Annotated in this window: 13 protein-coding genes; 7 read left to right on the forward strand and 6 right to left on the reverse strand. The window is 73.9% G+C overall.

Annotated elements, in window-relative coordinates:
• The first annotated feature begins 6 nt into the window (after positions 1–6).
• Positions 7–2565 carry a hypothetical protein gene (locus tag ABEE00_RS09785; protein ID WP_451918527.1) on the forward strand — a complete coding sequence of 853 codons (2559 nt, stop codon included), beginning with the start codon at positions 7–9 and terminating at the stop codon, positions 2563–2565.
• Between the two features lie 152 nt (positions 2566–2717).
• Here the strand turns inward: ABEE00_RS09785 and ABEE00_RS09790 are convergent, their stop codons facing one another.
• Both ABEE00_RS09790 and ABEE00_RS09795 read right to left on the reverse strand, forming a co-directional pair.
• Positions 2718–5234, reverse strand: coding sequence for a right-handed parallel beta-helix repeat-containing protein (locus ABEE00_RS09790; RefSeq protein ID WP_345744909.1), 2517 nt, complete (start codon positions 5232–5234; stop codon positions 2718–2720).
• 254 nt (positions 5235–5488) lie between these two features.
• Positions 5489–6085 carry an Rv1733c family protein gene (locus tag ABEE00_RS09795; RefSeq protein ID WP_345744910.1) on the reverse strand — a complete coding sequence of 199 codons (597 nt, stop codon included), beginning with the start codon at positions 6083–6085 and terminating at the stop codon, positions 5489–5491.
• Between the two features lie 492 nt (positions 6086–6577).
• Here ABEE00_RS09795 and ABEE00_RS09800 point away from each other — a divergent pair, with 492 nt between their 5' ends.
• Both ABEE00_RS09800 and ABEE00_RS09805 read left to right on the forward strand, forming a co-directional pair.
• The gene (locus tag ABEE00_RS09800) at positions 6578–7999 is read left to right on the forward strand and encodes a family 2B encapsulin nanocompartment shell protein (protein ID WP_345744911.1); all 1422 of its coding nucleotides are present in this window, start codon (positions 6578–6580) and stop codon (positions 7997–7999) included.
• Between the two features lie 162 nt (positions 8000–8161).
• Positions 8162–9553, forward strand: coding sequence for a family 2B encapsulin nanocompartment shell protein (locus ABEE00_RS09805; protein ID WP_345744912.1), 1392 nt, complete (start codon positions 8162–8164; stop codon positions 9551–9553).
• Between the two features lie 89 nt (positions 9554–9642).
• Here the strand turns inward: ABEE00_RS09805 and ABEE00_RS09810 are convergent, their stop codons facing one another.
• Complete coding sequence (locus ABEE00_RS09810) at positions 9643–12132, reverse strand: phosphoketolase family protein (protein WP_345744913.1); 2490 nt, start codon at positions 12130–12132, stop codon at positions 9643–9645.
• Positions 12133–12306: 174 nt separating this feature from the next.
• Between ABEE00_RS09810 and ABEE00_RS09815 the strand changes: the two genes are divergently transcribed.
• The 3 genes from ABEE00_RS09815 (at position 12307) to ABEE00_RS09825 (ending at position 15599) form a co-directional block, all read left to right on the forward strand.
• Positions 12307–13584 carry a helix-turn-helix domain-containing protein gene (locus tag ABEE00_RS09815; RefSeq protein ID WP_451918528.1) on the forward strand — a complete coding sequence of 426 codons (1278 nt, stop codon included), beginning with the start codon at positions 12307–12309 and terminating at the stop codon, positions 13582–13584.
• 105 nt (positions 13585–13689) lie between these two features.
• Positions 13690–15213, forward strand: coding sequence for an acetaldehyde dehydrogenase ExaC (gene exaC, locus ABEE00_RS09820; protein WP_345744914.1), 1524 nt, complete (start codon positions 13690–13692; stop codon positions 15211–15213).
• Positions 15213–15599, forward strand: a complete 387-nt coding sequence (locus ABEE00_RS09825; RefSeq protein WP_345744915.1) for a DUF779 domain-containing protein — start codon at positions 15213–15215, stop codon at positions 15597–15599. The genes exaC and ABEE00_RS09825 overlap by 1 nt, the downstream gene beginning before the upstream one ends.
• A gap of 112 nt (positions 15600–15711) precedes the next feature.
• Here ABEE00_RS09825 and ABEE00_RS09830 read toward each other — a convergent pair whose 3' ends face one another.
• The 3 genes from ABEE00_RS09830 to ABEE00_RS09840 all read right to left on the reverse strand — a co-directional run bounded on the left by ABEE00_RS09830 (position 15712) and on the right by ABEE00_RS09840 (position 18712).
• Positions 15712–16539, reverse strand: coding sequence for an MOSC domain-containing protein (locus ABEE00_RS09830; RefSeq protein WP_345744916.1), 828 nt, complete (start codon positions 16537–16539; stop codon positions 15712–15714).
• Positions 16540–16760: 221 nt separating this feature from the next.
• A complete protein-coding gene (locus ABEE00_RS09835) occupies positions 16761–17303 on the reverse strand; it encodes a DUF6643 family protein (protein WP_345744917.1) in 543 nt (180 codons plus the stop codon).
• Between the two features lie 278 nt (positions 17304–17581).
• The gene (locus ABEE00_RS09840) at positions 17582–18712 is read right to left on the reverse strand and encodes a glycosyltransferase (protein ID WP_345744918.1); all 1131 of its coding nucleotides are present in this window, start codon (positions 18710–18712) and stop codon (positions 17582–17584) included.
• A gap of 164 nt (positions 18713–18876) precedes the next feature.
• Between ABEE00_RS09840 and ABEE00_RS09845 the strand changes: the two genes are divergently transcribed.
• Positions 18877–19671, forward strand: coding sequence for a glutamate racemase (locus ABEE00_RS09845; protein ID WP_345744919.1), 795 nt, complete (start codon positions 18877–18879; stop codon positions 19669–19671).
• Positions 19672–19673 lie beyond the last annotated feature (2 nt).

A 19673-nucleotide genomic window follows, 5' to 3' on the forward strand; every position in this document is an offset into this window, starting at 1 on the left:
AGCACCATGCCGCAGGAGCACACGCGGGGCGAGCACGCCCCGCACACCGAGCACGCCGCGGAAGGGGAGGCTTCGCCGGACACCGCGGCCGCCGCCCCGGACGCCCGGAGCAGCGCCGCGGCCCCCGTACGAGGCACCGCAACCCCCGTACAGGGCAAGGACGGTGACGGCACCTCGGATCCCGGTCCGCCTCCCGGCGTGAACCTCGAACTCCTCGTGCACGGCGTCGGCGGCACCACGCCCGCCGAGATGCTGGACGACCCCTTCCCGAAGCGCATCAGCGGCGACTGCACCGCCGCCGTCTACCGGCGCACCGGCGACGAGGACGCCGAGGAGCGGCCCGAGGACTACCGCAGGGAGCCGGTGCCCGAGGCGTACTCCTGGTCCAATCTGACCTCGGGCAACGGCGCCCGCGCGCTGTGGCTGATCCTGCTGCCGTTCATGGTCGCCAACCTCGCGCACTGGACACGCCCCGCTGCCGACGGGCGCCAACTCCTCGTGCGCGCGCACGGCGTGCTGGTCAGGATCATCGCGCTCAGCCTCACCGTGCTGCTGGTCGCCGCCGCCTGCGAGGTCGCCCTCGACCTGGTCGCCTGGCAGTGCGCGGGCAGCACGGCGTGCTTCGCCGACCGGGGGTGGCTGCACTTCATGGCCGCCGACGGCGCGGGCCACGGCGGCTGGTGGAGCCAGCCCGGGCGCAGGCTCGCCCTGGCCGCCGTGCTCCCGGCCGCGCTGACGGTGCTGCTGTGGTGGCTCTCGCACCGGAGCTGGTGCGCGTACGAGTCGCAGCCGCCGCTCCAGCACCCGGTGGACGAGGACGACGCGGCGGCCGCCCGCCGCCCGGCGCTGTGCCTGCCCGGGTTCTGGTACGGGAAGCGGCTGGTGGCGCGACTGCGCGCGGCGCACACCGCCGCCGGGTTCCTCACCGTCGCGGCCGCGCTGGCGGCGGCCGCCACCCGGCAGGACCGCAAGCCGGGCGGCAGCGCCGCGCTGGACGTGGCCGGCTGGCTCGTGGAGTGCCTGGTCGTCGCGGGCGCGGGCTGCGTGCTGTACGTGGTGTGCCGGCGCGGCCGCAAGGAGAGCGAACCGGACGACGCCGTCGACAAGTTGGCGGTCAGCGTGCTGCCCGGCGCCTCCGTCGGCGTGCTGCTCCTGGCCGTGCTGCACGCCATGTGGTCGCGGCCCGGCTGGATCTCGGCGGGCGGCGAACTGCCGGGCGACGAGACGTTCGGCGTGCTCGCCGTGCTCCAGGGCGCGCTGGTGACGGGGATCGCCGTGCTCGGTCTGCTGATGTTCCACCGGCGCCCCGTGCCGCGCACCGCGCTGCGCGGCCTCGGCTCGGCGGCGGTGGCGATACTGGCCTGCGCGCTGGGCGGCGTGATGTCCGGCGGCGTGGCCCAGCGGGTCGCGGACTGGCTGGACGGTCCAGGGTCCCCCGGCTCGGGCACCGGCAGCATCGACGGGCCGCCGGTGGTGCTCACCTGGCAGGCCTCGGCCATCCCCGTACTGCTGGGCGTCGTGCTGCTGGCGGTGTGCTTCCTCGCGTACCGCACCATGCGCCGCGCCCGCGCCATCGCCCCCGACGTGGAGCGCGGCTATCCCGAGGTGCGGGTCTTCGACCCGGGCAGGACCCGGCGCATCGCCGGGAGCATCGCGCGGGCCGGGCTCACCGACTCGGCGGGCCGGCTGGTGTGGCTGTTCGCGGTGGTCACGCTGCTGCTCGGCGGGTTCGCCGTGCTCGGCGCGTGGCTCACCGGCGAGGTGCCGGGGCGCGCGGCCAACGGGTCGCCCGCGCTGGTGGACGGCTTCGCCGAGACCGTGCAGGCGCTCGGCTCCTGGCTCATCGGCATAGCGTTCCTCGCCTTCCTGGCCTGGGGGCGCCGCGCGTACAAGGACGCCTCGGCCCGGCGCACCATCGGCATCCTGTGGGACGTGGGCACCTTCTGGCCGCGCGCGGCGCACCCCTTCGCGCCGCCCTGCTACAGCGAGCGCGCCGTGCCCGACCTGGCCTGGCGCATCGGCTGCTGGACCCAGCAGACCGGCGGCAGGCTCGTGCTGTCCGGGCACTCGCAGGGCAGCGTGCTGTCGGCCGCCGCGATCTGGCAGCTCGACCCCGACACCCGCCGCCAGGTCGCGCTGCTCACCTACGGATCGCCGCTGGAGAGGCTGTACGGGAGGTGGTTCCCCGCCTACTTCGGGCCCGAGCAACTGCGCCACCTGCACGGCGAGGTCGACTGCTGGCGCAACCTGTGGCGGCTCACCGACCCGATCGGCGGCCCCGTGCGCCTGGGCGGCAACGGCAAGGAGCCCGGCGTGGACCGCGGGCCGCTGCGCGATCCGCTCGCCTACGGCCGCACCGTCGAACAGCCGCTGCCCGCGCAGATCCAGGGCCACGGCGACTACCAGGCCGACCCCGCCTTCGCCGAGGAGCGCGACATGCTCCTGGCCCGCCTCCGCGAACGCCCGGGCCGCGCGGGCCCCGCACCGGCCGCGGGACTCGGCGGCGTACCACGGCAGTCGGAGCGCACGGAGACCGAAGCCGGCGACGGACCCGGCGACCAGTAGACCGACGCGACGTTCACAGCGGGGTGCGGGCGGAGCCTGCGGAGTCCGCACCCCGCTGAGCGCAACGCAACCCTCGGCACCGCCGCAGCGGAAAGGAAGCCGAGCGGAACGGGCCGGCGGTCACAGCGCGGCCCGTGCACACGCGCGGAGCCCTACGGGAGTTCCGGCAGGTCCTCCGCGTACAGCAGCGTCAGTGCCTCCGTGTCGGGGTCGGAGAGCTGGGCCACCCGGCCCGCGTGCCGTTCCACCATCGCCTCGAAGGTCTGCCGCGCGGTGCGCCCGTTGCCGAACGAGGGGCCCTTGGGCAGCGCGGTGAAGAACTTCAGCAGCGCCTCGGAGGCACGGTCGCCGATGCGGTACTCGTGCTCCTCCGCCTGCTGCTCGACGATCTCCAGCAGCTCCTCCGGCGCGTAGTCGCCGAAGGTGATGGTGCGCGAGAAGCGGGAGGCGACGCCGGGGTTGGCGTCCAGGAAGCGCTCCATCTCGGCCGTGTACCCCGCGGCGATCACCACGACCTCGTCGCGGTGGTCCTCCATGAGCTTCACCAGCGTGTCGATGGCCTCCCGGCCGAAGTCGCGCCCGGCGTCCTCGGGCGAGAGCGCGTACGCCTCGTCGATGAAGAGCAGCCCGCCGCGCGCCCGGTCGAAGGCCTCCTGGGTGCGGATCGCCGTCGAGCCGATGTGCTCGCCGACCAGGTCGACGCGGGAGACCTCCACCAGGTGGCCGCGCTGGAGCACCCCGAGGGAGCGCAGCACCTCCCCGTACAGCCTGGCCACCGTCGTCTTGCCGGTGCCGGGGGAGCCGGTGAAGACCAGGTGGCGGCGCGCCGAGGCCGCCTTGAGGCCCGCCTGCTGGCGCCTGCGCCCCACCTCGATCATGTCGGTCAGGGCCCGCACCTCGCGCTTCACGCCCTCCAGGCCGACCAGCGCGTCGAGTTCGCCGAGGACCTGGTGCGCGGGGCGGCCCGAGCCGTCGTCCCGCGCGCCGCCGTCCGCCGCTATCGCGGCGCGGTCGGGCGGCGCGGGGATCGCCTGCCGCGTGGTGGGCACGTTCTCCTGCGCGGTGAGCAGCCCCGTGGTGCCGCCCGCGCCGCCGGCCGTACGGGGTGCGGCGCCGCGGTCATGTGCCGGTGCGGGCGCGGGAGCCGGAGGCCCGGTGCCCGGCGCCGGGGACGGCGCCGAGGAAGGCGTCGGTACGGCGGCGCTCTGGTCGCTCGTGCAGTCCTCGACCATGGGACCCTCCTCGGCGAACTCGAACCCGCCCCGCGCGCAGCGCTCCGTGCGGCAGCGGCGCAGCGTCGTACGGCAGCCGTCGATCACGTGGAAGCCGTAGCCGCGCGAGCCGGTCACCCGGCAGCCGTGGAAGGTGCCGCGCCCCTCGGCCGACACGTAGAACCCGGCGTCCGTGGGGGAGTTGACGGTGCAGCGCTCCATCGTGGGGTCGGCGCCCTTGGTCACGATGAAGCCGGTCGCCGCGTCCTCCACGGTGCAGTTGGCGAGGGTGCCGCCGGTGCCGTGGTCGCGGAACCACGCGGCCGTGGTCACCTCGCTCATCCGGCAGTCGTCGAGCTGCACCGTCGCGCCGTCGCTCACCGACACGGCGGTGCCGCGCACCTGCGTGAGGTCGGTGTCCACCACGTCGGCGCGCGAGCCGCGGTCCAGGACGAACAGCGCGTCGGGGACGGTGTGCACGCGGCACGAGTCCAGCACGGCGGTCGCGCCGTCGCTGACCCACACCGCGGGGTAGTCGCCCGTGCTCTCGTGGATCTCGCAGCCGTTGGCGTCCACGCGGGTGCCCGGGTCCCACACCGACAGGCCGTTGCGCCCGAAGCGGCGCACCGTGGAGCGGGTGAGCGTGAGCACCGAACGCGAGCGCATGTCCACGGCGTTCTCCGGGATGCTGTGGATGTCGCAGTCCGCGAGGGTCAGCACCGCGTCGGAGTCCAGGGTCACGCCGTCGGCCGTGGTGCGGTGCACCTGACATCCGGTGAGCTGCGCGGAGGCGCGCGAGGTCACGCGCACGCCGCTGCCCTTGATCTCGTACACCTCGCAGCCCACCGCCTCGGCGCCGCTGCCCTCGCCGTGCAGCGAGATGCCGGCGCCCGAGGCGTGGTGGATGCGGCAGTTCTCCAGGCGCGGGTGCGCGCCGTCGCGCACGGCGATGCCGGACTGGCCGGCGGCGACGATCTCGCACTCCTCGTAGACGCCGCCCGCGCGTCCGGTGACGCTGATGCCGAGCCCGGAGGGGTTGTCCACCACGCAGCGCTTGGCGGTGGGCCGCGCGCCCCCGCGCACCTCGATGCCCGCGGCCGAACGCGTCATCACCCGCAGCGCGTTGAGCTCGGGCGCGCAGTCCTCCACGAGCACCGCGGGCGACGCCGCGTCCTGCCCCTCGATCTGGAGGTCCTGCACGAGGACGGAGGAGCGGACGGTGAGCGGGACGCCCTCGGGCGGCGCGATGCGGACCTGGCCCGCTGAGGCGCGCTCGGGGCCGCGCACGGTGACGGTGCGGTCGATGACCACGTTCTCGCGATAGGTGCCGGGGGCGACGGTGAGCACGTCCCCGTCCGTGGCGGCCGCGAGGGCCGCCGTGAGGGTGGCGTACTCACCTGTGCGTCGCCGCCACCGCGACGTGCCGGAGTGCGTCACCTGGACCGAGCCCTGTGCCATGGAGTGTCGTGCCCCAACCTCGTACGTACGGAAGGCGCGTCGGCTTGTGTCTGCTTGTCGCACTGCCGCGCCGGTGTTCCACCGTAGCGTGTGGGGCGAGGGGGTATGGCCGCCCCCGTTCCGCCCAACTCCCGTTCCGCCAGGGGCTGCGGCTTTTGTTCCGGAGGTGCCGTACGGGGTCTCGTACGGGGTCGGGGCGCCCTCCCGTGGAGCCGCTCGGGGAGCCGCTCACGGAGCCGGCGCGCGGTCCCGTCTCAGAGCAGCGTCCTGCCCCAGTCCGGCCCGTTGCGCTGCCATTCCGCTTCCCAGCGCGCGAAGCGCCGCCGCATGAGCTGGTGCATCGTGATCCGGCGCCCCGCCTCCAGCAGCCCGGCCGCGCCGGCGGCCGCGGCGAGGCCGGCCAGCGCCGCGTGCGAGGCCGCGGCCTGCTCGCTCATCGGGCGCGCGGTCAGCCGCCCCTTGTCGTCGGTCCACAGCTTGAAGCGCTCACCGGGCTGCACGCCGCGCACCGCGTCCACGGCGCGGGTGTGCCGGTGGCCCTCGGGACCCGTCCACTGGGCGAGGACCAGGCGGCGGTTCTGGGGGTCGGCGGCGGATTCCGGGTCGGTGTCGGAGGGGGGCCTGTTCACGTAGTCCTTGGCGACGGCCCACACCGGGTGCCGCTCCTGCTGCTGCCGCACCGCAGCCCTGTGCAGCGAACCATGAGCGGCCTGGGCGCCGAGCCATCCGGCCAGCGGCGCGCAGACGGCGATCAGCACCGCCACCCAGAGCGCCAGCCACGCCTCACGGCGGTCGGTGCGGCGGCAGAGCGGATTGCTGCGCCAGCGCCACACACCGACAAGGGAACGCACGGACACTCACCCCCTTCTCCCCGTCCGAAGTACCTCGAACCGTGCGGTACATGCACGTGAGGGACGTGAAGAGAGCGAAATCACCTGGACCCGCGCAGTGCCGGGCCCCCGCCTCCGTGGCCCGGCCCTCGGTCCCCCGCCGGCTCCCCCCGCGTGACCCCGCGATTTTACCGGGCGCCCGCGCGGCACACGGCGCCGGGCCCGCGGTGCGCGAGCGGTGCACCGCGGTGTGCTGCCGCCGTGCGACCGTGCACCGGGTGTGCGCCTCCGTATGCGGCGGGTCACGGAGGGTCATGGCGCCCGAGTCGTGTTCACCCTCCGTGGCGGAATACCGGGCGGGTTGCAGCAGCTACCCGGCGTAAACCGCCGACAATCCTCTAAGCGCCCGCTCTTTCGTGTGATTGCCGATGATCCTATAGCGGGGCTAACTTCGGGCCCGGTGCTCGCAATTCCCCGCGGGCGCAGGCAAGTTGATCGCGATGGGCGGGATACATGACGACTGCGACGGACCCGAATTCCGAAAGCCGCCCCGCGGAGGAATCGAGTCAGCAGAATCCACTGAGTCTCGGTACGGCCGCGGCGCGCAATCTCACGACCACCACCAAGACCCCGCCGCAGATGCAGGGGATCACCTCGCGCTGGCTGCTGCGGGTGCTGCCCTGGGTGGACGTGCCGGGCGGCACGTTCCGGGTGAACCGGCGGCTGACCCACACCCTCGGCGACGGACGGGTGGAGTTCACCTCGACGGGCGCCGAGGTGCGGGTGATCCCGCTGGAGCTGACGGAGGTCGCGCCGCTGCGCGGCTACCGCGACCAGGAGGTCCTGCAGGCCCTCGCCTCGCGGTGCGAGCAGCGGGACTTCGGGCCCGGCGAGAGCCTGATCGAGGCGGGGTCGCCGGCCGACAGGCTGGTCCTGGTCGCGCACGGGAAGCTGCGCAAGACGGGCCCTGGGCGGTACGACGAGGACACCGACCTCGGCGTGATCGCCGAGGGGGACCACGAGGGCGCGGCGCTCTTCCAGGGCGAGCCCGGCACCTGGGGCTTCAGCCTCACCTCGCTGACCAGCGGCACCGTGCTCACCCTCGCCAAGCGGGACGTGGAGGAGGTGCTGGCCGGGTCGCAGAGCCTGCGGGACCACCTGGCGGCCCCGCAGGACGGCGCGGCCCCGCACACCGCCGACGGCGAGGCGGAGATCGGCCTGGCCTCGGGCCACGTGGGCGAGCCCCGGCTGCCCGGCACCTTCGTGGACTACGAACTCAGGCCGCGCGAGTACGAGTTGAGCGTGGCCCAGACCGTGCTGCGCATCCACACCCGGGTCGCCGACCTCTACAACGAGCCGATGAACCAGACCCAGGAGCAGCTCCGGCTGACCGTCGAGGCCCTGCGCGAGCGCCAGGAGCACGAGATGGTCAACAACCGGGACTTCGGGCTCCTCAACAACGCGAGCCTGAAGCAGCGCATCCACACCCGCTCGGGCCCGCCCACGCCCGACGACCTGGACGAGCTGCTGGGCACCGTGTGGAAGGACCCCAGCGTCATCCTCGCCCACCCGCGCGCCATCGCCGCGATCGGGCGGGAGGCCTCGGCCCGCGGGGTGTATCCCGCGAGCGCCGACTTCGACGGCCAGTCGGTGCCCTCCTGGCGCGGCGTGCCGATCCTGCCCTGCGACAAGATCCCGGTGCGCCCCGACGGCACCAGCTCGGTTATCGCCATGCGTACGGGCCAGAAGGCGCAGGGCGTTGTCGCGCTGCACCAGACGGGAATTCCCGATGAAATTCAGCCGGGCGTCTCGGTCCGCTTCATGGGAATCAGCGAACAGGCCATCATTTCCTATCTGGTGAGCTCCTATTACTCGACCGCGGTGCTCGTGCCCGATGCGCTGGGAATCCTCGAGGACGTCGAGACGGGGCGGTGAGCACGGCCCCTTGCAGGAACCTCGCACCACTCCGGGCTCACGCTCCGCACACGGCCCGGACGCTGAACTCCGCCCCGTACACCCCGCCTTCGTACACCTCGCCCCCGCACACCCCGCCCCCGCACATCCCGCCGAGCCCAACGACCGGAAGGCCCACGCCCGATGACCACTGAACCGATCACCGGCGAGCAGGAGGCGCAGCACCTCAGCCTGACCACCGGGGCGGCGCGCCAGCTCACGACCACCACCAAGACCCCGCCGCAGATGCAGGGCATCTCCACCCGCTGGCTGCTGCGGGTGCTGCCCTGGACGGAGACCTCGGGCGGCACGTTCCGGGTGAACCGGCGGCTCACCCACACCCTCGGCGACGGCCGCATCGAGTTCACCTCGACCGGCGCCGAGGTCAGCGTCATCCCCGCCGAGCTGCGCGAGATCCCGCTGCTGCGCGGCCTGGAGGACCAGGAGGCGCTGTCCGCGCTGGCGGGACGCTTCGAGCAGCGCGAGTACGCGGCGGGCGACACGATCGTCGAGCGCGGCGCCCCCGCCGACGAGCTGCTGCTGATCGCGCACGGCAAGGTGCGCAAGCTCGGCGCGGGGCGGTACGACGCCGAGTCCGACCTCGGCGGCCTCATCGACGGCGACCACACCGGCGAGCAGGCCCTCACGCCCGACCCGGGGGAGTGGGGCCTGTCGCTGCGCGCGGTCACGAAGTGCACCGTGCTGGCCCTGCCCGCCGGCGCGTTCGGCGAGGTGGCGGACCGCTCCCCGGCGCTGCGCCAGCACCGCGACGCGTACCTCTCGCGCGCCATCCCGCGGCAGAACAGGCGCGGCGAGGCGGAGATCGAGCTCGCCTCGGGCCACGAGGGCGAGCCGCTGCTGCCCGGCACGTTCGTCGACTACGAGACGACGCCCCGTGAGTACGCGCTGAGCGTGGCCCAGACCGTGCTGCGGGTGCACAGCCGGGTCGCCGACCTCTACAACGACCCGATGAACCAGACCCAGGAGCAGTTGCGGCTCACGGTCGAGGCCCTGCGCGAGCGGCAGGAGCAAGAGCTGATCAACAACCGCGAGTTCGGGCTGCTGAACAACGCCGACCTCAAGCAGCGCATCCACACCCGCTCCGGGCCGCCGAGCCCGGACGACCTGGACGAGCTGATCTCCCGGCGCCGCAAGACCCGCGTGCTGCTGGCCCACCCGCGGACCATCGCGGCGATCGGCCGGGAGTGCAACGCGCGCGGCATCTACCCGCCGGAGACCGAGTTCCAGGGCAGCAGGGTGCGCACCTGGCGCGGCGTCCCGCTGCTGCCCTGCAACAAGATCCCGATCAGCGAGAACAACACCAGCAGCGTGCTGGCGATGCGCCTCGGGATGGAGGACCAGGGCGTGGTCGGGCTGCACCAGACGGGCATCCCCGACGAGCTCGAACCGGGCCTGAACGTCCGCTTCATGGGCATCGACGAGCAGGCCCTGATCTCGTACCTGGTCAGCGCGTACTTCTCGGCCGCCGTCCTGGTGCCGGACGCGCTCGGCATCCTGGAGGACGTCGAGGTCTGACCCGCACGGCACGTCACGCCCCGCGGCCCCGGCACCCACGTGCCGGGGCCGCGCGCTGCACGTGAGGACCCCTCATGTGCGGCCCCCGGTCACTTGAGGTCCCACTCCCAGTCGGTGATCTCGGGGAGGTCGGTGCCGTTTTCGCGGGTCCAGTGCTCGTGCCGGGTGCGCATGTCGGCCATCGCCTGGCGCACCCCGGCGGCCCGCACCGCCAGCCGCGGCGTGCGGTCGATGACGTCCATCACGAGCCGGTAGCGGTCCATGTCGTTGCGCACCACCATGTCGAACGGCGTGGTGGTCGAGCCCATCTCGCGGTAGCCGCGCACGTGGAGGCGGTCGTGCACCGCGCGACGGTAGGCGAGCCGGTGGATCAGCCACGGATAGCCGTGGTACGCGAAGATCACCGGCCGGTCCCGGGTGAAGACCGCGTCGAAGGCCGCGTCCGGCAGCCCGTGCGGGTGCGCGGAGGGCGGCATCATGCGCGTCAGGTCCACCACGTTCACCACCCGCACCGCCAGCTCCGGCAGCCGCTCGCGCAGCAACTGGGCCGCGGCCAGCGCCTCCTGGGTGGGTACGTCGCCCGCGCAGGCCAGCACGGCGTCCGGCTCGCGGTCCCGCTGCTCGCTGCCGGCCCAGTCCCAGATGCCCAGCCCCCGCGCGCAGTGTGCCCGCGCCTCCTCCAGGCTCAGCCAGTCCGGGCACGGGTGCTTGCCCGCCACGACCACGTTCACGGTGTCCTCGGTGCGCAGCGCGTGATCCGCCGCGCACAGCAGGGTGTTGGTGTCCGGCGGCAGCGCGACCCGCACCACCTCGGGGCTCTTGTTGAGCACGTGGTCGATGAAGCCGGGGTCCTGGTGCGAGAACCCGTTGTGGTCCTGCCGCCAGGCGTGCGAGCTCAACAGGTAGGTGAAGCTCCCGACGGGCCGCCGCCAGTCCACCTGCCGCGCGCTGTGCACCCACTTGATGTGCTGTGACGCCATGCTGTCCACGAGGTGCGCGAACGCCTCGTAGGTGGCGAACACCCCACGCCTGCCGGTCAGCACGTACCCCTCGAGCCAGCCCTGGCACAGGTGCTCGGAGAGGACCTCCAGCACGCGGCCGTGCCGGCCCAGGTTCCGGTCGGTGGGCAGCAGTCGGTCCTGCCAGCCGCGCGGCGAGCCCCCGTACGCGTCCTGGAGGTGGTTGGAGTCCGTCTCGTCCGGGCCGAAGAGCCGGAAGTCACGCCGCCCGGCGGTCGCCGTGAGCAGCTCGCCCAGGTAACCGCCCAGCGCACGGGTGGGTTCGTGCGCGTCCCCTCCGTGCCGGTCGACCCGGACCGCGTACGGCTCCAGCTCGGGCAGCGGCAGGGCGCGCAGCAGGCGGCCGCCGTTGGCGTGCGGGTTCATGCCCAGCCTGCGGTCGCCCCCGGGCACCCGCTCCAGCACACGGGGGGCCGGGCGGCCCTCGCCGTCGAAGAGCTCCTCCGGCGCGTACGAGCGCAGCCACCGCTCCAGCGCCCGCAGCCGCTCCGGGTCCTCGCGCACACCGGACAGCGGGATCTGGTGGGAGCGCCAGGTGTTCTCCACCGGCTCGCCGTCCCAGCTCTCCGGGCCCGTCCAGCCCTTGGGGGTACGCAGGACGATCATGGGCCACGCGGGGCGGTCCGTGCTCAGGGCGCCGCTCCCGGCTTCGCCCTGCCTTTCGTTCCGGCCTTCGCGCTGTGCTTCGCCCCTGTCCTCGCGGGCCGCGCGCTGGTGCTCCGCGATCCTGTCGAGGGCCGTGTCCAGGGCCGCGGCCATCGCGCGGTGGACCTCCAGCGGGTCGCTGCCGGGCTCGGCCGTCACGTACAGCGGCTCGTGACCGTAGCCGCGCAGCAGCGCGTCGAGCTCCTCGTGCGGGATGCGGGAGAGCACCGTCGGGTTGGCGATCTTGTAGCCGTTGAGCTGGAGCACCGGCAGCACGGCGCCGTCGTGCACCGGGTCGAGGAACTTGTTCGCGTGCCACGAGGTCGCCAGCGGCCCCGTCTCCGCCTCGCCGTCCCCGACCACGGCGCACACCACCAGCTCCGGGTTGTCGAAGGCGGCCCCGTACGCGTGCGCCAGCGAATAGCCCAGCTCGCCGCCCTCCTGAATGGCCCCCGGCACCTCGGGGGCGGTGTGGCTGGGCAGGCCGCCCGGCTGCGAGAAGTCGCGGAAGAGGCGCCGCATCCCGGCGGCGTCCCGCGGCATGTCCGGGTCGAGCTCCCCGAGGCTGCCCTCCAGCCAGGCGCCGGCCAGCACAGCGGGCGCGCCGTGCCCCGGGCCCCACACGCACAGCGCGTCCAGGTCCCGTTCCCCGATCACGCGGTTGAGGTGCGTGTAGACGAGCCCGAGCGCGGGGCAGGTGCCCCAGTGCCCGAGCAGCCGCGGCTTGATGTGCTCGGGCCGCAGGGGCTCGCTGAGCAGCGGGTTGTCGCGCAGGTAGAGCTGGCAGGCGGCGAGGTAGTTGAGGGCGCGCCACTGCGCGTCGAGCTGGAGCGTCTCCTCCTCGGCGAGGGCGGCAGGGCGCTCGGGCGGGCGCTGGGCCGTTCCGGTCGGCGAGGGACGGCTGTCGTTCGGCATGCGGACCGGGTACCAGCGGCGGCGCGGCTGACACGTGGCACGGGCGCGGCGGTGTGCCGGGGCGCTGCCGGAGTGCCGTGCCCGCGCCTGCGCGCGCCCCTACCCGCGCGTACGGCGAGCCGAGGGTGACAGGCCGCGTGCGGAGCGTTGTCCGGCGGGCGGGTGCGCGGCACGATGTCGGATGTGCTGAATCCATGGCTGGCTCTCGAGACGGGCGCCGACCCCGTGCAGCGGGCCGGCGAAGTACGCCGCGCGCACGAGGACTTCCTCGCGGGCAGCCCCATCGGGGCGCCGGTGCGCAACGTCGTCGCCGACTCCTGGCGGCGCTGCGCCGGTGCCGCCGTCGAGCCCGACGGCGAGGCCTTCGTCGACCTCACCGACGGCGACCTGGCCGACTGGCGCGACGGCCACCCGCTCGCCCGCGTCATGCCGCTGATCAGAGACCTGCTGGGCACCATCGCCGACGACGGCGCGCACCTGCTGTCGGTGTGCGACGAGCACGGGCGGCTGCTGTGGGTGGAGGGCAACTCCCAGGTGCTGCGCCGCGCCGAGGGCATGAACTTCGTGCCGGGCGCGAGCTGGGCCGAGTGGCGGGCCGGCACGAACGCGCCGGGCACCGCCCTCGCCGTCGACCACGCCGTGCAGATCTTCGCCGCCGAGCACTACAGCCGCCCCGTGCAGGAGTGGACGTGCGCGGCGGCCCCGCTGCACGACCCCTCGACCCAGCGGCTGCTGGGCGCCGTGGACATCACCGGCGGCAACCACCTGGCCTCCCCGCAGAGCCTCGCCCTCGTGCAGGCCACCGCGCGCGCAGCGGAGGCCCAGCTCGCCGCGCTCGGCGGGACCAGGAGCGACGGCCAGGGCCGGTACGTCCTGGAGGCGCTGGGCCGGGACGAGGCCGTGCTGCACACCGGCACGGGCCGGCCGCTGCGCCTGGGACGGCGGCACAGCGAGATCCTGCTGCTGCTCGCCGCGCACCCCGAGGGCTTCACCGGCGAGCGGCTGGCCTGCGAGCTGTACGGAGAACGCGAGGTCACACCGGTCACCCTGCGCGCCGAGCTGTCCCGGCTGCGGCACCTGCTGGGCCCCGTGCTCCAGTCCAGGCCCTACCGGCTGCGCCAGCGCCTGGCCACCGACGCGGACACCGTGCACGACGCGCTGGCCGCCTCCGATCTGGGGACCGCGCTCGCCGCGTACCGCGGGCCGCTGCTGCCGCAGTCCGAGGCGCCCGGCGTGCTGCGGCTGCGCAGGCTGCTGGAGGACCGGCTGCGCCGCCGCCTGCTGGCGCGCCGCGACCCCTCGCTGCTGGAGAACTGGGTGCGCAGGCCGCACGGCGAGAACGACCTGGAGGCGTGGGAGACGCTCCTGGAGACCCGCACGCCCACCGACCCCCTGCACACGACCCTGACCGCGAGGGTCCGCGAACTGCGGGAGGAGTACGGGGTGTTGTAGGGGGCACCCGGCGGGCGCGCCGCGTCCGCCCGAGCGCTCCGCAACGTTCCGGCAACCTCCCCGCGCCTACCGTCCGCCGCAGTCGATTTGAGGGAGGCGACCCGAATGAGCCGCTACGCCGCACCTGGAACCTCCGGCGCCGTCATGACCTACCAGTCGCGGTACGACCACTGGATCGGCGGCACCTATGTCGCCCCCAAACAGGGCGGCTACTTCGAGAACCCCACCCCGGTGAACGGGCAGTCCTTCACCGAGATCGCCCGCGGCACGGCCGAGGACGTGGAGCGCGCCATCGACGCGGCGCACTCCGCCGCCGACGGCTGGGGGCGCACGCCGGCCGCCGAGCGCGCCCAGGTGCTCAGCCGCATCGCGGACCGCATGGAGGAGAACCTCGAGGCGCTCGCGGTCGCGGAGAGCTGGGAGAACGGCAAGCCGGTGCGCGAGGCGCTGGCCGCTGACATCCCCCTCGCGATCGACCACTTCCGGTACTTCGCGAGCGCGATCCGCTCCCAGGAGGGCTCGCTCTCGGAGATCGACGAGGACACGGTCGCCTACCACTTCCACGAGCCGCTGGGCGTGGTCGCCCAGATCATCCCGTGGAACTTCCCGATCCTGATGGCCTCGTGGAAGCTGGCGCCCGCGCTGGCCGCCGGCAACGCCGCGGTCCTCAAGCCCGCCGAACAGACCCCGGCCTCCATCCACTTCTGGATGAGCCTGGTCGCCGACCTGCTGCCGCCCGGCGTGGTGAACATCGTCAACGGCTTCGGCGCGGAGGCGGGCAAGCCCCTGGCCAGCAGCCCGCGGGTGGCCAAGGTGGCCTTCACCGGGGAGACCACGACCGGCCGCCTGATCATGCAGTACGCGTCGGAGAACCTGAAGCCCGTCACCCTGGAGCTCGGCGGCAAGAGCCCGAACATCTTCTTCGACGACGTGTCCTCGGGCAGCGACGACTTCTACGACAAGGCGCTGGAGGGCTTCACGCTCTTCGCGCTCAACCAGGGCGAGGTGTGCACCTGCCCCTCGCGCGCCCTGATCCAGCGCGGCCACTACCGCGACTTCCTGGACGCGGGCGTCGAGCGCACGAAGAAGATCGTGCAGGGCCATCCGCTGGACACCGACACGATGCTGGGCGCGCAGGCCTCCAACGACCAGCTCGAGAAGATCCTTTCGTACCTGGACATCGGCCGGCAGGAGGGCGCCAAGACCCTCACCGGCGGCGCGCGCGCCGAGCTCGGCGGCGAGCTGGAGGGCGGCTACTACGTGCAGCCCACCATCCTGGAGGGCGAGAACAGGATGCGCGTCTTCCAGGAGGAGATCTTCGGTCCCGTCGTCTCGGTGACCTCCTTCGAGGGCTTCGACGACGCGATCGAGACCGCCAACGACACCCTCTACGGGCTGGGCGCCGGCGTCTGGACGCGGGACGGCGGCCTCGCCTACCGCGCGGGCCGCGCGATCAAGGCGGGCCGGGTGTGGACGAACTGCTACCACGCCTACCCGGCGCACGCCGCATTCGGCGGCTACAAGCAGTCCGGCATCGGCAGGGAGAACCACAAGATGATGCTCGACCACTACCAGCAGACCAAGAACCTGCTGGTCAGCTACTCGCCGAAGAAGCTCGGGCTGTTCTGATGGCGGGCCCGGCACACGGCGCCGAGGGCGGCACGGCGGTGGAGCGGGTCGCCTTCACGCCCGCCGCTGAGGAGCTGCTGCGGCAACTGACGGAGAAGCACGGCCCGTTGATGTTCCACCAGTCCGGCGGATGCTGCGACGGCAGCTCACCGATGTGCTACGAGCGCGGCGAGTTCCGCACGGGCGCCTCGGACGTGCTGCTCGGCGAGCTCGCCGTCCCGGGCGTCGCGGAACCGGTGCCCTTCTGGATGTCGTCGAGCCAGTACGAATACTGGAGCCATACGCATCTGACGGTGGACGTGGTGCCGGGCCGCGGCAGCGGCTTCTCCCTGGAGGCGCCCGAAGGGGTCCGCTTCCTGATCCGCTCGCGGCTGCTGGAGGACTAGCGGCCGCGGGGGCGCCCGGCCTCCGCCCGGGACGGCGACTTCCGTACGGCACGGGAGCCGCCGCCCGGCAGGGGAAGCCGGAAACGCCCCGACGACTCCTCGGGGAGCGGGCTCAGGCCAGCACCTCGAACGAGTCCCCGCTGCGCACCCTGCCCGTATGCTCCGGCACCAGATTCTGGCCGAACACCAGCTGGTCGCCGAAGCGACGGTGGCGGGCCAGGGTGCGCAGCGGCTCCTTCCCGCGCTCGGCCGATGACTGGTCGGTGGTGGTCACCACGCAGCGCCCGCAGGGCTTGACCACCCGGAAGGACACCTCGCCGATGCGCACACGGGTCCACTCGTCCTCGGCCCACGGCGCCGTGCCGTCCACGACCGCGCTGGGCCGGAAGCGGTTCATCGGCAGCGGGCCCTCGTCGGCGTGATCGCCCTGCTCGATCAGGGAGTTGAGCGCGTTGAGCGAGGCCACCGTGGTCAGCAGCAGCGGGAAGCCGTCGGCGAAGGAGACGGTCTCGCCCTCGTGCGCATAGCCCGGGTCGATGGGGCGGCGGCGCTCCGGGGCGTCCAGGTGCACCAGCCGCACCTCGGTGCCGAGATACGCGGAGAACCAGGCGCTCGCCCCGGCCGCCGCGGGGACCGCCTCCACCTTGTCCCGCCACACCTCCACGGTGACCGTGCCCTCGGCGGCATCGGGCACCGCGACCTCCAGCGGGTCCATTCCGGGCGCGGTCACGCGTATCGCCCCGCCGGGCAGCGGGTCGGCGGCGGCGAGCGCGAGTCTGGGGAGCTCCCGCTGGGTGAGCTGCTTGCCGCCCGGCTCGGCGAGCAGCCAGCGCCGGTCACCGGCCAGCCCCCACGGCTGGACCTCCGCGCCGTCCGGAGCCGTGCCGCCGAGTGCCTTCACCGGGTAGATGTGCAGCGCCGTCAGCTTCGGTGTCGTCATGCCGGTCATCCTGCCACCCGGCACCGACAATCGGGCCCCGCTGACAAGCCAGCCCACGGGGGCCCATCGGGCCACGGCCGGCCGGCGGTACGACAAAGGCCCCGCCGGAGCAGGGCCCTACCACCACGCCTTGTGCTGCTGTCGCGCCTTACGCGCATCCCGCGCACCGGGCCCCCGTTCCCGGTACTCGGCGACGCGCCGTGCGCTCCCGCCTCAGCGGCTCAATAGCCTCTGCCGGGGTACTGGTGGCCGCCGTACGGATCCTCGTACATCCCCTGCGCGGGGCGCGGGGCCGCGGGGCGCGGCGTCTGGGGCCGGGGAGCGGCGGGATTCGGCGCCACCGGGTGCATCTGCGGTGGCTGCTGCGGCTGTTGCTGCTGCCGCGGGTCCTGATAGCCGCGCTGCGCGGGAGCCTGCTGCGGGATGTACGGCTGCGGCGCCTGCTGGAGCGGGGCCGGCTGCGGTGCCGCCGGCTGCGGCGCCGGCGCATAACCGGAGGGGCCCTGGTGCGGGGCCGCGTACCCGTGCGGCGGGGTGTGCTGCTGGCCGCCGGACGGAAGGGCGGGCAGCGCGGGCAGGTTGGAGCCGGATGCGGAGGGTGCGGAATTGAGTCCCGAACCACCGGGCTGGTACTCGGCGGGGACCCTGATGGGTGCGATCTGCGGCGTGCCCCGCTCGGCGACGAGCATGTCGTAGATCGGTGTTTCGGGGTAGGACGGTGCGGTGTAGTAGCCGCCGCCATAGCTACTGCGCGGGGAGGTCATGTCCATAAGTTAAGCCCATTTTGTGGCCGTTGGGGAGCCCGGGAAGTGGCTCAATTCACGTGGTGCGCGAGGTGGGACGTCCCCAATGCGGGTGTACCTGCGGAAAAGGGTCGCGGGCGAGCGTTCGGATCGTGTAAGGACCACCCCTTCCGCGGGTCGGGAGGGGCCCGGGCACGCCCTGCGCGCGGAGGACCCGGGGTCCGCGTCGACGCGTGGGGGAGGGGCGCCCGAACCGGTGCGCTTGCCAGCGTACGGAACTGATGTACGCGCCCCCCAAGTTACCCGTATGTGCGGCCCTTCCAGGCAGCGCCCCGCCCCGCGTGGTGCCGCCGCGCGGAGTCCACGGTCATCAGCGTGTAGAGCCCCGCCGTGAACGGCAGCGTCGGTGCCAGCCACAGGGGTTGGCGGTAGTAGCGCAGCATCGGCGCGTAGGTCGCGGCCATCACCGCCCAGGCCGCCGCGCCGGGGAGCACCCCGAAGAGCGTGGCCACCGGGGGCACCAGATAGACGAGCACGAGCCCGATCACCGTCCCGGCCAGCAGGAACGGGTTGTTGCGGAGCTGCGCGTAGGCGCTGCGGGCCACCATGCGCCACAAATCGGGGAGTTGGTCGTAAGGGCGGATGCTGTGCACTCCGTCGGCGAGTCCCAGCCAGATGCGGCCGCCCGATTTCTTGACCGCGGAGGCGAGCGTCACATCGTCGATGAGGGCGCCCCTGATGCACCCGGGCACCCCGGCCCGCACCGCCGCCTCCGTACGCAGCAGCACGCAGCCGCCCGCGGCCGCCGCGGTGCGCGAGGCGGGGCTGTTGACCCGGCGGAACGGATAGAGCTGGGCGAAGAAGTAGACGAAGGCCGGGACGACGAGGCGCTCCCAGCGGCCGGCCGCGCGCAGCCGGGCCATCAGCGAGACCATGTCGAGCCCCGAGGTCAGGGCCGCGCTCACCAACTCCCGCAGCGAGTCCGGGTCGTGGGCGATGTCCGCGTCGGTGAGCAGCAGGAACTCCGGTTCCCCGTCCGCGCGGGCGGCGGCGATGCCGTGCTGCACCGCCCAGAGCTTCCCGGTCCAGCCGGGCGCGGGCTCGCCCGGTTCCGAAACCGTCAGTTTCAGGCCGTCCCGGACCCGTTCGGCGAGCCGCCGCGCCAGCTCGCCCGTGCCGTCGGCCGAGCCGTCGTCCACCAGGAAGATCCTGGCCTCCCCGGGATAGTCCTGGGTGAGCAGCGAGGGAAGGCTCAGCGGCAGCACGCCGGCCTCGTCCCGCGCGGGCACCACCACCGCGACCGAGGGCCAGCGCTCCGGTGCGCGGCGGGGCGGCAGCCGGGTGTCCGTGCGCCAGAAGAGTCCCTGTCCGAGGAGCAGCCACAGCCAGATGCCGAGCGAGACGAGGGCGGTCCAGAACAGTGCGGTCACGCGGCGCAGTCTGCCGCACGGGAGGGCGGACGCCGCGGTTCCGCGCCCGGTCGGTGCAGGTTCGGCGCCGGGCCGGACGCGCTCCCCCGACGGGGCCGGCCCGGGGCCTGTCCGGGGGCCTTCGACCCCGTAACCGGACGGCCGATCGATTAGGGTTGCTCCTCGTGAAGATCGCGTGTGTGGATTCCGGAATGGGCATGCTGGCGGCGGCCGCCGCGGTGCGCAGGGCGCGCCCCGACGCGGGGCTGGTGCTCTCCCTCGACCCCGACGGGATGCCCTGGGGGCCGCGTACCGCCGAGGACATCACCGCGCACGCGCTGGCCTGTGCGCGGGCCGCGGCCGGGGAGAAGCCCGATGCGCTGATCGTGGCCTGCAACACCGCCTCGGTGCACGCGCTCCCCGCGATCCGCGCCGAGCTGGAGCCCGACGTGCCGGTGATCGGCACCGTCCCCGCGGTCAAGCCGGCCGCGGCCGGCGGCGGGCCCGTGGCGATCTGGGCCACCCCCGCCACCACCGGCAGCCCGTACCAGCGGCGCCTGATCGAGGACTTCGGCAACGGCGCCGAGATCACCGAGGTGCCCTGCCACGGCCTCGCCGACGCCGTGGAGCGCGCCGACGAGGAGGCCGTGGACGCCGCGATCGCCGCTGCCGCGGCCCTCACCCCGGACGGCGTGCGCTCCGTCGTGCTCGGCTGTACGCATTACGAGCTGGTCGGCGAGCGCATCCGTGCCGCCGTGCAGCGCCCCGGCGCGCCCCGCCCCGTGCTCTTCGGCTCCGCCTCGGCGGTCGCGGCGCAGGCGCTGCGCCGCGCGGGCGTCCCGGCCGACCCCGCCGCCGCGGCGACCGGCGGCCTGACGGTGCTGCTCAGCGGGCGCCCGGCGGACGCGCTGCCGGAGGTGGCCCGCGCCTACGCCGAGGGCCGCCTGCTCAGCGCGGCGCGGGTGGCTCCGGGAGCCTGAGC

Origin of the sequence: Streptomyces odontomachicola, from assembly GCF_039605595.1 — a bacterium.
Classification (GTDB): domain Bacteria; phylum Actinomycetota; class Actinomycetes; order Streptomycetales; family Streptomycetaceae; genus Streptomyces.